This window comes from Sphingomonas quercus, from assembly GCF_018863195.1.
In the GTDB taxonomy this organism is placed as follows: domain Bacteria; phylum Pseudomonadota; class Alphaproteobacteria; order Sphingomonadales; family Sphingomonadaceae; genus Solisphingomonas; species Solisphingomonas quercus.
In genome coordinates, this window is sequence record NZ_JAHKRT010000004.1 from 79966 (window position 1) to 93590 (window position 13625).

Genomic DNA, 13625 nt, shown 5'->3' on the forward strand with positions numbered 1-13625 from the left:
CAGGAAAATGGCCAGCCGTCACAGCGCGAGCGAGTTCAGAAGCGCGCGATATTTCGCGATGTCGCGGTCGAAGAAATAGAGCGACGGCGCTTCGTAGGTGACGAGGTAGAGCGCGCCATCCACCATCGTGCCGATCGCCTCGCCCTTGCGCTGTACCTCGTCGGTCGACCGCGTGAAGCTGTAGGTGAAGCGGATCGCCTTGCGGGTGCCGAGGGTCGCGGGCTGCTGCGTGTCGATACTCATCTGAACGACCGCGCCCTGTGCCCGATAGGTCGTCTCGAGCAACGCCGGAATGTCCGTCAGCAGCATCGTCGCCGACACTTGCGGCAGGGGCTGGCGCTTCCTGTCCACCTGGCGGAGCAAGGTCCTGCCGCGACCGATGCCGCCGTAGAAGCTGATCTTGTTGAGCAGGTCGCCGTCGATCGTCCACACCTCGACATTGTTGCCACCGACGCGGCTCAGCCGGTTCCACTCGCCGACCGGCGTTGCCGCGAGCTTCGACCTGGCGATGCCGGGCCGCACACCGGGCGAAACGAGCGAATTGGCGACCGCGGGCGTGGCGGCGGCGAGCGCGATCAGGAGCGGGAGGAGCTTCATCTTCATGCCTTCAGTTGGCGAGCAAGGCCTGGATCATCCGCGCGTCGGAAGCATCCGGCCGGGCGGCGAGATAGGCGGCGAGCGCCTCGCGGGCATCCTCGGTCCGGCCGTTGCGGAGCAACGCGAGGCCGAGGCCGCGGTCCAGCTCCGGCGCGGCATAGCCGGCGGCCTTTGCGTCGCGATACCAGATGCTCGCCATCTGCAGATCACGGGGATTGCCCCGCGCCCGATAGAGCTCGCCGCGCGCGAACAGCAGCTCGCCCGTCCAGCCACGTTCGTCGGCGAGCGCGCCGAGGATGAAATCCGAGCCGCCGAAATCATTCATCCTGATCTGGGCGGCGAGCAGGCGCGGCAGATAAGGGGCGAGTGCGGCGCGATATTCGGCCGCCCGCGCGTCCGTGCCGCCCGGCGTCTTCCCGGCGGCGGCAGCGAGGTAGGTGGCGCGCGACAGCTCGGTCGGATGGCTGTCGAAGAAGCCCGACCTGTAGACATGGCGGACCTTCTGGCCGCGGCCGATGGCGGTTGCGTCCTGCTCGGCCATGAGCTGTTGCCAGACAGCGGACGCGGCGGCGGTCGGATAGCCGGACGCCGCCATATTTTGAAACCGATCATGTCGGCCTCGGTCTCCTGCGCGCGGCCGTAGCGGAAGATCGAGCCCGACAGCAGCAGCTGGGCGTCGCTGGTGCCGGCACCATAGCCATAAGCCGCGCCCACCGCGCCGAGCGCACCGATCCAGGCCATCGCGTCGGTGGTCCCGCGCCGCATCTTGAAGTCCTTGAGGCTGTGACGCAGCTCGAAATGGCCGAATTCATGGCCGAGCACAGCCGCCAGCTCCGCCTCGCTGCGGGCGCGCAGCAACAGGCCGGACCACACTTCCATGCAGCCATTGGGCCGCATCATCGCATTGAAGAGGGGAATATCCATGACGTAGACGCGCACGCCCTCGCAGCGCGCGCGCCCGACCTCGCGGCACAGCACGTCGCGGACGTAGGTTTCGAGGTTGCCGTCGCGGATGCGCCGTGGGCTGTCGCGCAGCATCCGCTCACGCTCGTCCGATTCCATCCACAGGCCGCGTTCGTCGACGCCGGTCGGCTCATAGCCGGGCGTGTAGGCGGGCAGCGCGTCGGAAGGCTGGGCCGGCGCAGGCCGCGGGGCCAGCGCCAGCAGCGCCAGGACGGCGAGCCGCGCCAGCGTCATGGCGCGGCCTTTCCGGGAAAGCCTCCGAGCAACTGCGCGACACGCTTGGCGGCGCCCTCTGCGGTGCGGACATCGCCGCCCATCTGCCGGTCCGCGTTCAGCCACACCAGCTCGCCGGTCGTGAGGTCGATCAGTCCGGCATGGCCGACATGCACGCCGGAAGTGATGCCGACGCCGCCCATCGCCGCGACGATCTGGAGCATCTTGCGCCCCGTCGAGCCATATTCGTCATGAGTGTTGATGAACAAGGCATAGTTCGCCCCGCTCAGCGAGCGGAGCTTGCCGATATCGGCGCCGACACCCCATTCGAAGCCCTTGTCGCGCTTTTTGGTGGGCAGGCGGTTGCCGGGGAAGAACTGATATTCGATCACCGAATCCGCGACCGCGCCGAACAGCTGGGTATATTGGGTGAGCAGCGGGCCGTCGCCGCTCGCCCCCTCCTCATAGTCGACCACGACATTGCCGAGCTGCGACTGGGCATCGTGGAGCGCCTGCGTGAGATGCCGGCGGGCCTGGTCCGTCCAGTCCGCATTCGGCTCGTTCATGCCGCCGGTCGATTGCGCGCCGACGCGGATGCTGGGCCGCATCAGCACGATCCGCACCGTGCCCGGCTGGAGGGTGAAGCCGGGCTTGCTGCCGGTCTTCTCCTGCGCCGCGACGGGTGCGCAAAGCAGGAACATCGCGGCGAGATACGCCACATGGCGGGGCATGAATGTCATGGCGAATAGTCATTACGGCAACGTTATGACAATTTTGAAGTCTTTTTTTCGGGGGCCCTGCGGTGCCGGCCCCTCGACGAACCCCATGGAAACCGGGCTGTTCAAGTGGCCAGATGGGCGGAGCGGGCGTTATCCACAGAATTTAGCGCTTGGCAGCGCGACTCCCTTTCGGCACAATCTGTGGTGTCGGCGATCGGGGGCCGGCACAAGATTGAGTTTCGCCGCCGGCGCTCCATATGGGGTTGCCGCCCTTGCCGACGCTGCTTCGCGGCGCGGAGGCGCGCGCGCGGGTCGCAATCGCTGTGGCGGATGCTAGGCTCGCCAGGCCTCGCACTCGAGTCGAACGGAATAGGAACGGGAGCGGGATGATGGATCTTTCAGGCAGCAGCGAAGCGAGCATGGCCGACAGCACCACCCTCGATCTTTCCACGCAGGAAGCGACCGCCGCCGCGACGCCGAAATTCGGCGCCCGCCCGCCCTACCCGGTCGAGGTCGACCACGGCCGCGACGCCCTGCTCACCGATTTCGGCAAGGAGACGCTGAAGGACCGCTATCTCCTCCCGGGCGAGAGCTATCAGGATCTGTTCGTGCGCGTCGCCTCGGCCTATGCCGACGATGCCGCCCACGCCCAGCGCATCTACGACTATATCTCACGCCTGTGGTTCATGCCGGCGACGCCGGTGCTGTCCAACGGCGGCACCGGGCGCGGGCTGCCCATCTCCTGCTACCTCAATTCCGTGTCGGACAGCCTGAACGGCATCGTCGACACCTGGAACGAGAATGTCTGGCTCGCCTCTCGCGGCGGCGGCATCGGCACCTATTGGGGCAATGTCCGCGGCATCGGCGAGCCGGTCGGCCTCAACGGCAAGACCTCGGGCATCATCCCATTTGTGCGGGTGATGGATTCGCTGACGCTCGCCATCTCGCAAGGCTCGCTGCGCCGTGGCTCGGCGGCCTGCTATCTCGACGTCTCGCATCCGGAGATCGAGGAATTCCTCGAGATCCGCAAGCCGTCCGGCGATTTCAACCGCAAGGCGCTCAACCTGCACCATGGCGTGCTGATCACCGACGAGTTCATGGAAGCGGTGCGCGCCGGCAACAGCTTCGAGCTGCGCAGCCCCAAGGACGGCTCCCGGCGCGGCGAGGTGGATGCGCGCGCGCTGTTCCAGAAGCTGGTCGAAACCAGGCTGGCGACCGGCGAGCCCTACATCGTCTTCATCGACCATGTGAACAACACCATGCCCAAGTTCCAGCGGGACGTGGGGCTCAAGGTGTCGACCTCCAATCTCTGCTCGGAGATCACGCTGCCGACCGGTGTCGACCAATATGGCGTCGATCGCACGGCGGTGTGCTGCCTGTCGTCGCTCAACCTCGAGACATGGGACGAGTGGCAGGGCGACCGCCGCTTCATCGAGGATGTGATGCGCTTCCTCGACAATGTGCTGACCGATTATATCGAGCGCGCCGAGCCCGGCATGGAGCGCGCCAAATATTCCGCCGCCCGCGAACGCTCGGTCGGCCTCGGCGTGATGGGCTTCCACAGCTTCCTGCAGGCGCGCGGCCTGCCTTTCGAGGGGGCGATGGCCAAGTCGTGGAACCTCAGGATCTTCAAGCATATCCGCGCGCAGGTCGACGAGGCCTCGATGGCGCTGGCCGTCGAGCGCGGCCCGTGCCCGGACGCCGCCGACATGGGCGTGATGGAGCGTTTCGCGTGCAAGATGGCGATCGCGCCGACGGCCTCGATCTCGATCATCTGCGGCGGCACGTCCGCCTGCATCGAGCCGATCCCGGCCAATATCTACACCCACAAGACGCTGTCCGGCAGCTTCTCGGTGAAGAACCCCTATCTCGAAAAGCTGCTGATCGCGAAGTCCAAGAATTCAGACGCGGTGTGGAACACGATCCTCGAAAAGGGCGGCTCCGTCCAGCATCTCGACTTCCTGACACAGGACGAGAAGGACACCTACAAGACCAGCTTCGAGATCGACCAGCGCTGGCTGATCGAACTGGCCGCCGATCGCACGCCCTATATCGACCAGTCCGCCTCGCTGAACCTGTTCATCCCGGCGGATGTCGAGAAGTGGGATCTGCTGATGCTGCACTTCCGGGCATGGGAGCTGGGCATCAAGTCGCTCTACTATCTACGCTCGAAGTCGGTGCAGCGCGCCGCCTTCGCCGGCGGCGTGGAGAGCGACAACACGCCCGATCTTCGCCAGATCGAGGTCGAGGCCAAGGACTATGACGAATGCCTTGCCTGCCAGTGAGGCGGCCTGTCCTGGTCATCCCGCAGATCGGCCGATAGGCGGTCCTGAAACCACTCGAAGGACAGTTGATCATAGGGCGGGAGCGGCAGCCCCGAACCCATGACGATGGCGAGCTCCTCGAGCGCCCGCTGGCGCGCGGCAGGCCTGTCCCCGGGCGCGGCGGTCAAGGTCAGGATCAGCCTCTTGTAGATGCCGGTGGTATATTTGCGCGTCTCGCCGGCGGTCAGTGGCTCGTCGAGGCCGGCGGCGACCCGCTCGATGTCGATCGCGCGGAGCAGGCCCGGTGAGCCGAGAGCGGGTTTCAGCCACCGCGTCAGCACCAGGATCGCGGCGAGGTTGGTGTCGATCTGCCGCCGCACGCCGTTCCATACCGCATCCTCGGCATTCGCCTCGTCATCGATCAGCCGCTGGGCCTCGTTGAGAAGCGCCGCGGCGCGATCGAGCTGGCCGGGGATCGCGGCGGGATCGAGGAGCGGCTCGGGATTGTCGCGCCCGACCGGCTGCAGCCCGAGCGCCTCGGTCTGCAAGGCGCCCGCGACGATCAGCGCGGCAGTTTCCACCGTCGCGCGGATCCATTCGCGCCGCTGGCCGGCGGCGAGATGATGGTCCGCGCATGACCGGAGCAGCGCCTCGGCCTGACGGAGATCGCCGGGCGAGGCGAGCGTGAAGCGGAGCGCGATGGCATAGACATAGCGCGCATCGAAGGCTTCCGCCGCACGAGGCCCCGCCGCCCCGGACTCCTCGCAGGCGCGGCTCGCGAAATCCCGCGCCGCCCGCCACCGCCCGATCGCGAGGCAGACGCAGGCGAGGAACAGCTGGACATGGGCCTCGCCGGCCCGGCGGGCAATGACCTCGCTCGGATCGAAATCCAGCCTGCCCTTCGCGATCACGCGCAGATAATCGAGCAGGTGCCGCTTGCCGATGATGTCGCTGAACTGCTCGTCGTCGAACAGGTGGAGCGGGACGCGCATCTCGATGAGGCCGGGCGCGGTCACCGTCGCGCGCACATCCATCGCCTCACGCACCGCGCCGAACACGCCTTCCACGGTCAGCTCGGCATGCTCCTTGAGCAGGTGGCGCAATCCGCCGATGATGAGCTCACGGCCCTGGGTGCGCAGGTCCCCGGTGCGGACCACCTGCGAGATCGCGTCGAACGTCGCCTTGTCGCGCGCCTGCATGCGCTCGATGTTCATGCTGAAGGCGAGCGCGGAGGCCTGCGACCAATGCGACTGGAACTCCTCGAACTTGGCCTGGGCGATATGGCGGGCGGGACGACCGGCGCCCTTGCCGTCCTCGATGCTGCCGCGAAAGGCGAGCGAGCGGGCGATCTCGTCGCTGCCGGCAACCGCCTGCGTCTCGCCCTCCTCGCCGAGATCGATGCCGACGAGCAGTTCGTCGAGGACCACCTTGAGTTGCCCGAACACCTCCAGCATCGCGCGATCGCCGCTCATGTTGCTGAGGTTGAGCAGCGGCACGAACTCGCGCGGATGGCGGACGAAGACGCGATAGGCGCTGTTCGGCGCGCCGTCGTCCTGATCGGCGACATAGGCCTCCACCGCGCGCCGCAGCGAGGCGTCGGCGGTGACCAGCAGGCAGCGATCGGCCGGGTCGTCGGCGATTTCGAGATCGACGATGCGCGAAATCACCGCCAGCGTGCGCGCGTCGCTGAGCTGGTTGATGGTCAACTCGTTGCGATGCGGATCGGCGCGACCGGCGGCGGCGCGCTGCTTCTCGAGTTCGGCGCGCGCCGCCCGGATCCGGCGGAACCACCCCGCTTCGAGGCGGGGATTGGATTCGAGCAGGTCGGCGTTGAACCACGACCGCGAGTCGATGCGCGCGATCGTCCCCGCCTCGACGCAGCGCTTCAGCTGGATCGCCTCGGCGAGCGGGCCGCGCACCAGCTCCGCGACCTTCTCCGGCAAGGTGGTGACCAGCGCGTGGATTTTTTCCTGGGCGGGAATATCGGCCTGGCTGAGCGCCTGGGCGAGCGCATCCAGCTCGCTCGCGCGTTCCTTCATATCCTGTTCGAGGCGATCATAATCCTCGTCGCTCAGCGCATCGAGCCGCTGGCCGAGCCGCGTCGCGAAGCCGATCACCTCGTTGAAATGATCGGGCGAGATCAGCGCGGGCTCGCCCTTCGGCTGCCCGGGCAGCGCCCCCGAGAGCAGGAATTCCGCCGTCATGGTGACGGTGGAGACCCGTGTCTCCGGATCGAGCCAATGGGCGAATGCGCCGAGATGATGGGTGTGCTGGCTGGGATCCATGAACATGCGGATCACGTTGGCATCCAGCACATAGTGGATCCTGCCGCCCCGGGCGCTGAATGCGGTGTCGTTCTCGTTGAGCCTGATGGCGTGGCGCAGCACGGCCGCTTCGCGCAGATAGCGGATCAGGGGATCGGCGGTGTCGCTCATCATTGCCGTCGACCGCGCCCACTCGTGAAGCCGGCGACGAGCGTCCGGAGCTGTTGTTCCTGCGCGCCGCGCGGCGGGGGCCCGGCCTGGCCGACGAAGGTGAAATATTGCTCGTCGGCGTCGCCCTGGGACAGGGCGGCGCTGTCGACGCTTCGCACCGTCCACAGCTTCCCGCCGAGACTGACCTCGACGCCATTCCATTTATGCTGCGGGTTGAGAAGGGGCATCAGCCATGTCTGCACCCAGGACAGGTCATTATCATAGGTCATGTAAGCGATGTCCGGGAATATGACGTCGCCGCCCACTGCCAGAACCAGCTGGCGCGCGAAACTCTTCGGCAGCACCTTCGGCGGCTCCAGCTCGGCTGCGTACATGCCGAGCCAGTCCAGCCAGCGCGGCGCGTCGTCGCGGACGAGGTGCAGCACATGGTTGAGGGCGATCCCGTCCGACAGCAGCCCGGTTCGGCGCAGACTGGCCATGAACCGGTCCTGCGGGTCGCTGCGCGGATAGACCAGCACTGCAGCGGCGATGGTTTCGACGCAGTCGGCGAAGCGATCGCGCAGCGTGTCGTTGCTGTCGATCCGGCTGACGAGATGGTTGGCGGCCTCGATCACGCCGGCCGCCGGCTTCAGGGAGATGGCCAGCGACCACAGCATCCGGGTGAAACCGGGATCGTCCGACGGGCGCCACGCGCCGAGCAGGCGGGCGAGCGCAATGCGCACCCGCTCGAAAGCGGCGCGGTCGATCCGGTCGAGCGCGAAATGCAATTGCTGGAGCGCGGGCTCGCTGCGCGAGAAGATCAGCGGCCGGAAGGCTAGCGTCTCCGTCTCCGCATCGGCCGGCCCGGGGATCGCCGCCACGCCCTGGGACAGCCACAGCAGCAACTCCTCGTCGCCCCATGCCGCGATGCGGCTGCCGAGTTGATCCAGCCCGATCATCCGCCGGCCGACAGGGCGTCGGCAACGCGCTGGCGGATCGCCTCGATCGCGCGCGGGGGATCGCTGGCGATCAGCGCGCCGAGCACCGACGGACCCGGCGGCATCGGCGAGGTCTGCACGGTGCCGAGATAGAAGCAGGTGAATCCTTCGTCGAAAGCCGGGCCGGGCATCACCGCCTCGGGACCGCCATCGCAATCGCTGCATCCCGAGACGGCCGCCGCGAAGTCCAGCGTTCGCCCCCAGGCATCGAGCCGCGGCGACGAGCGACGATGCTTGAACCACCAGTGGTCGATGCCGTCCCAGACGGTCGGCCGGCCGAGCTTGGCGGGGTGGAGATGCGGCAGCGGACGGTTGGAGCGGAAGCCGAAGACCGGCGCGCCGATGTCGACAAGGCCGAGGCCGAGCCAGTCCCGCATGCGCGTGGCGCGTTCCTGGGGGCTGGTCTGCCCCAGCACCGTGTCGCCGACGACGCTGCGCGTGATCCAGATCGGGAACGGCGTGGCGTTTGCGCCGATGCGGGAAAGCTTCAGGCCGCTCGCCGCGCCTTCCTTATTGATGATCTCGGCGATCGCCTCGCCCTGCTCGTCAGGGATGAAGCGGAAGTCGGTGCCAAGCCACAACGGGCCGAGCTCCGCCTTGAGCGCGGCGGCGAGCCTCGTCGAACCGAAGGCCAGGTCGTGAAGCTTGCCGAGCGTCATGAACGTCATGATGTGGTCGTCGCTCGCCTCGATCAGCGCGGCATATTGCAGGTCGATCGGCCGCCCGTCCTCGCCGGCCGGCGGCGTGAACACCACCGAGGCGATGGCGGTGCGCGCCATGGCTCCGAAGCCCTCATCCTGGCGATCGACCCGATCCAGCCGGGCGAGGCAGGCCTCGGCGAACAGGCGCAGGCGGCCGGCGTCGATGCTGCCATCTTCCAGACCATCGGCGATATTGACGAGAATTTCTTGCCCGCCGGGAATGGCAGTGCATAGAACATCCGCCAATCTATCGACGGTCGTCGCCATTTCTTCCCCCTGGCAGTCCACGGAAAATCAGGCCGGACGATCCCGGAGTCAATCGCAAATAATCATGCTTCGGAAGTGGCCAATCAACTGGCGTCGTACTCGATCCAGGCAGGGCCGAGCTTTGCATCGGGTGCGGGATCAATGCGTATCCGCGCCTCGAAATCGGGCTGGGCGGCAAGCACGGCGGGGTCCGGGGGCCGATCGCCGCGCAGCACGCGGCCGCGGCATTTCTCGACCAGCCGCTCATACATCGCCGAGAACGGCATCCCCCAGCGGCGCCGTTCGGCAAGCTCTTCCATCACCGGCACCAGCGCGGTCAGCCGGTCGCTGGTCATCAGCTCCAGTCCCAGCGCGCGCAGCGTGGCGTTGTGGCTGCCGTGATGCCCGACCTTGTAGAGCGTGGTGCGGGCGAGCAGCTCACCGGCAGTGACGCGAAGGCCGGTGCCCTGATCGTCGGCGGGATAATTCTGTTCGTGCCATGACAGCCAGTTGCCGACCTGCGCGTCGGCGGCGAACAGCATGATGTCGCCGCCCGGCGACAGCTCGAAGGCGAGGACCAGGCTCGCATTGTTGGTGTCGCTGTCGAGCTTGATGGCCAGCTGGCTGACCGCGCCGTGCCACGCCGACCCGATCATCCGCTCCGGATCGTCGAGATACTTCTGGCGGACGCGCCAGAGCGCGTGCGCTGCCGCCGGATCTTCCGGCGCGGGGCCGGGATTGCCTTCGTCAAGGAACGGCTTGTCGGCGACATGCCCATAGACGGAGCCGAACGGCATGTTGAGCAGGCTCCTGCCGCTGGCCGGGGCGAAATTCTGCTCGATCTCGAAGGCTTCGCGCATCCACGCCCCGAAATAGGTCTCCCCCTCGCCAAGCTTCCGGCTCGGCCGGTCCCGGAACAGCAAATCCTCGTCGTGCGGGGGGCCGAGCACATAGGCGCGCAGGCCGAGCTTGCCGGGCGTCGTGCGGACGGTGCCGGGCTCCAGATAATCCTCCGGCGCGGGCCGTACCCGCTCCTTGAGGCCGTCGATGATCTGGGCGACGGTGAGGCCGGCCGTGCTGACGGCGAGGCCGTCCTGCGGGCCGAGGAAATCCTCGAGCCCCTCGCCGCCGCCGGCAAGCTCCTCGCCGGCGAGCCGGATGCGCTGGACGCCGGCCTGCACGGCCTTGCGCGTCTGGGCGAAGACCTTGCGGAGCGCGTCGGCCTGTTCATTGCCGGCCCGCTCGGTCCACGCCAGCCACAGCGTGCCGATCGTCAGCCCGCCGTCGAGGAACAGCGAGCGGGCATGGCCGAAGCCGGAGACATGATCATAATGCTCGTGGGTGACGACCAGCAGATCGATATGGCCGCCGGTGATGGCGGCGATGTCGGCCGTCACCCTCGCGATCCGCGCCGCTTCGTCCGGCACGTTTTGCAGCACCCCGCAATCGATGAGGATGTTGGCGGCGGCGACACCGTTCCGGCCGTCCGCGTTCGCGTCGAACAGGCGGAGCAGGAAGCAATCGCCCATCAGCCCCTGATACATGCGCACCGTGACCCTGGGATCGGCCATCGCTCAGCCCCGGTGGATCATGGCGAACGGCTCCTTGTCGAGCTGCGGGCCGGAATGGGGATAGAGCAGTTCCGGCCGGCCATCGCGGCCCATTTCGAACTGCCGCTGCCGGTGCAGCCGGGCATCGTCTTCGGTCTGGATCGACTTGCGAACGGAGTGGCGGAGCTGGCCGTCGCGCAGGTCGATGAGCAGGGTCGAGCCGCCGCGGAACCAGAAATCGGGCCTGCCCTCCACCGGCTCGCCGCGATCGGCGCGCGCCTGCCGGGCGGGATCGAAATAGCCGTCGCGCTTCTGCACCACCTGCAGCACCAGCTGGTTCAGCTCCTGTCCGTCCGGGCCGGAGCGGCGGGCGACTCGCGCCGAATAGATCTGGACCAGCGGCTCGCGCTCGCCATCCTTGCGCCGCGTCCGCCAATGCACCGTCTCGAGCGGGCGTTCGCCGCGGGCCTTGAGCTGCCCGGTGCTCTGCAATTTCACGCCGAGCAGCCGTTCCCAGAGATGATCCTCCTCGCTGTCGATGTTCAGCCAGCGATGGGCATTGATCTGGTTGGTGCGCACCACGCGGGCGTTGATCTCGCGGAAATTGCCGCCGGGCTTGGAGAAGTCGATCGGGCGCCCGTCCTCGTCCTTCATCTGTCCGAAGCTGTTGTCGAAGACGAGGCGTTCCAGCAGGTTGGTGAACAGGCCGCGTCCCTGCTGGCCGGTGGGCAGATCATTCGAGTCCGGCCGGTTCCACACCAGGCTGTCAGGGGACATTGAGAGGCTGCCCTCGGGCACGATCCCGCGGCGGCGGAACGCCTGCGCGAAGGCGACGCGGTAGCAGAACGGGTCTTCCGGCACGAGATCGGTGTCGGCGGTGATGATCGCGCGCAGATACTCGCCGAACGTCATGTCGACCGGCGGGACATAATCGAGCGCGCGCACGCACATCCTCAGCACATGATCGGCGATCTTGGCGGCCTCGCTGGCGAGCCGCCCGACAAGGTCGGGGGACAGATCGTCGCCGCTGCGCAGCCCGCCATCGCGCGCCAGCCGCATCAGATCGGCGGTGCGCCGCTCATAGATGGTGACGAACGCATCGAACACCGCGGCGACGAGGAAGCCGCCGCGATCATGCGCTTCCCGCACCCGGTCGGTAAGGGTGGTCGCCGCCGTACGTCGCGCGCGCTCCTCCGGCGAGGCGTTGGCAGCGGCCTGGGCGTCCTGCTGAACGAGATCGAGCGCGGTGCGCAACGCCCCGGAGCGGCGGCCGAGCGCCTTGCCGAATTGCCCGGCCAGGCTGTTGAGCAGCGATGTCGTGCGCAGGCTTCCGGCATTCTGGGCGATCTGCTGGCGCAGCACGTCGACCATGGTGAAATGCTGCAGCAAGGCGACGATGTCGGCGAAGCCCTCGTGAAAGGCGAGCGTGTCGAGATTGCTCCGCTGCACCGACCGGCGATGGACGCCGTGCAGCAAGGCGTGGGTGGTTTCGTGGGCAATGATGTCCTGCGACAGGCAGGTGAACACCCAGCGATCACCCATCTGCACATCCTGCGGCTGGAAATAGCCGAACAGGATTGCCGTCTTGTCGGGGCTGTAATAGGCGTTCCGCTCCCGCAGCGCGTGCGGATAGATGCGCAGCCGCTGGACGACCTCGGTGCGCTTCTCGGCCCGCGCCTCGACCGTCTCCGTCCTCGTCGGCGGCGGCAATTCGCGCGCCCAGTAGATCGTCCGGCCGAGCGCGCGCTCGAAGCTGCGCACCGTCTTCATCGCCACCGCGTAGACCATCTGCTGATGGAATTGCGGCCGCCCCTCCGAGGCCGGCAGGCCCTCCTGCAACAGCGCCGGATCGTTGAGGTCGACCGGATCGTAGAACAGGCCGCTGGCCGGATCATGATCGATGACCTCGATATATTCGCCGCAGGGGCCGGGCGTTACCGGATGTTCCCAAGGCTGCTCCCACGGCAGCGAAATCACCGCGTTGTTGATATTGGCGGTGGCCAAGTCCGTCGAACTCTGCGGATCGAAGGCATAGGCTCTCAGCTTGCGGGTCGCGGGCTTGGGATAAGGTGCCGGCCGGTGCTTCTGCCAGTCATAGGACGGCTTTTCGGACGTCGCCATCGAAGCTCCCATAGTCAGGGTTTGAATCGGGCCCGCACAGGCTGACGATTTCTTCGGGCTGGCGCGACAATAGCAGGCAAGATCCGCACCCGGAAGTGGACGAGCCAACCGCAGCTCCTCCGATTTTTTTCGCGAGCCGGCCGCAACTTTTCGGCGCATGCTGGCGAACCCGTGGTTGAAGGGGGCGGCGATGACCGGCCCTCGGCCTAATCGAGTGGGAGCACAGCAGATGAAGTTCCGGAACAATATCGCGATCGCGCTGGCCGTCGGATTCCTCGCCGCCGCCACGCCGACCATGGGCTCGGCTGCACTTCCCGAGGGCGCCCGGGCGCCCGATTTCAAGCTCGAGGCGGCGCTCGGCGGCAAGCCGTTCAGCCTCTCGCTCCAGAACGCCCTGAAGAAGGGTCCGGTGGTGCTCTATTTCTTCCCCGCCGCCTTCACCCAGGGCTGCACGATCGAGGCGCACCTGTTCGCCGAGGCGAGCGACCAATTCCACCAGCTCGGCGCGACGATCGTCGGCGTGACGGCCGGCAATGTCGAGCGCGTCGCCGAATTCTCCAGCGTGGAATGCCGCGACAAATTCGCCGTGGCGGCCGATCCGGGCGCGAAGATCGCGGCCGAATACAAGACGACGATGCAAGGCCCGAAGGGCACGCTTTCCGAGCGCACATCGTTCGTGATCGCCCCCGACGGCAAGATCCTGCTCAGCTACACCGACCGCAATCCGCAGGCGCATATCGAGAAGACGATGGCCGCGGTGCGGGCGTGGAAGGCCGGTCACGCCTGATCCGCACCCGATCCACGCCTGACCGCATCCTGTCCCTTCGCGAGGCCAGTCC

11 protein-coding genes are annotated in these 13625 nt (G+C 67.2%); 2 read left to right on the forward strand and 9 right to left on the reverse strand.

What is annotated here, in order from left to right:
• Positions 1-18: 18 nt before the first annotated feature.
• The 4 genes from KOF26_RS08730 to KOF26_RS08740 are packed head-to-tail and all read right to left on the reverse strand — an operon-like array spanning position 19 to position 2504.
• Positions 19-597 (reverse strand): hypothetical protein, encoded by a 579-nt coding sequence (locus tag KOF26_RS08730; RefSeq protein WP_253201285.1) that lies wholly within the window; start codon positions 595-597, stop codon positions 19-21.
• Positions 598-607: 10 nt separating this feature from the next.
• The gene (locus KOF26_RS17125) at positions 608-922 is read right to left on the reverse strand and encodes a tetratricopeptide repeat protein (protein WP_253201286.1); all 315 of its coding nucleotides are present in this window, start codon (positions 920-922) and stop codon (positions 608-610) included.
• Positions 919-1794 (reverse strand): M48 family metallopeptidase, encoded by an 876-nt coding sequence (locus tag KOF26_RS08735; protein ID WP_253201287.1) that lies wholly within the window; start codon positions 1792-1794, stop codon positions 919-921. Before KOF26_RS08735 ends, KOF26_RS17125 begins: the two co-directional genes overlap by 4 nt.
• On the reverse strand, positions 1791-2504 hold the full coding sequence (locus KOF26_RS08740; RefSeq protein WP_216324026.1) for a hypothetical protein: 714 nt from the start codon (positions 2502-2504) through the stop codon (positions 1791-1793). The genes KOF26_RS08735 and KOF26_RS08740 overlap by 4 nt, the downstream gene beginning before the upstream one ends.
• Before the next feature lie 377 nt (positions 2505-2881).
• Between KOF26_RS08740 and KOF26_RS08745 the strand changes: the two genes are divergently transcribed.
• Positions 2882-4777, forward strand: coding sequence for a ribonucleoside-diphosphate reductase subunit alpha (locus KOF26_RS08745; RefSeq protein WP_216324029.1), 1896 nt, complete (start codon positions 2882-2884; stop codon positions 4775-4777).
• On the opposite strand, the gene KOF26_RS08750 is transcribed toward KOF26_RS08745, so the two are convergent.
• The 5 genes from KOF26_RS08750 to KOF26_RS08770 all read right to left on the reverse strand — a co-directional run bounded on the left by KOF26_RS08750 (position 4750) and on the right by KOF26_RS08770 (position 12786).
• Positions 4750-7191, reverse strand: coding sequence for a hypothetical protein (locus KOF26_RS08750; protein WP_216323325.1), 2442 nt, complete (start codon positions 7189-7191; stop codon positions 4750-4752). The genes KOF26_RS08745 and KOF26_RS08750 overlap by 28 nt on opposite strands.
• Positions 7191-8129, reverse strand: coding sequence for a hypothetical protein (locus KOF26_RS08755; RefSeq protein ID WP_216323328.1), 939 nt, complete (start codon positions 8127-8129; stop codon positions 7191-7193). Before KOF26_RS08755 ends, KOF26_RS08750 begins: the two co-directional genes overlap by 1 nt.
• A complete protein-coding gene (locus KOF26_RS08760) occupies positions 8126-9136 on the reverse strand; it encodes a hypothetical protein (protein WP_216323330.1) in 1011 nt (336 codons plus the stop codon). The genes KOF26_RS08755 and KOF26_RS08760 overlap by 4 nt, the downstream gene beginning before the upstream one ends.
• A gap of 83 nt (positions 9137-9219) precedes the next feature.
• Positions 9220-10686: an MBL fold metallo-hydrolase gene (locus tag KOF26_RS08765; RefSeq protein WP_216323333.1), complete on the reverse strand. Its 1467-nt coding sequence runs from the start codon at positions 10684-10686 to the stop codon at positions 9220-9222.
• 3 nt (positions 10687-10689) lie between these two features.
• Positions 10690-12786: a gluzincin family metallopeptidase gene (locus KOF26_RS08770; protein WP_216323336.1), complete on the reverse strand. Its 2097-nt coding sequence runs from the start codon at positions 12784-12786 to the stop codon at positions 10690-10692.
• A 229-nt stretch (positions 12787-13015) separates the two neighbouring features.
• On the opposite strand from KOF26_RS08770, the gene KOF26_RS08775 reads away from it, so the two are divergent.
• Positions 13016-13573, forward strand: coding sequence for a peroxiredoxin (locus KOF26_RS08775; protein ID WP_216323340.1), 558 nt, complete (start codon positions 13016-13018; stop codon positions 13571-13573).
• Positions 13574-13625 lie beyond the last annotated feature (52 nt).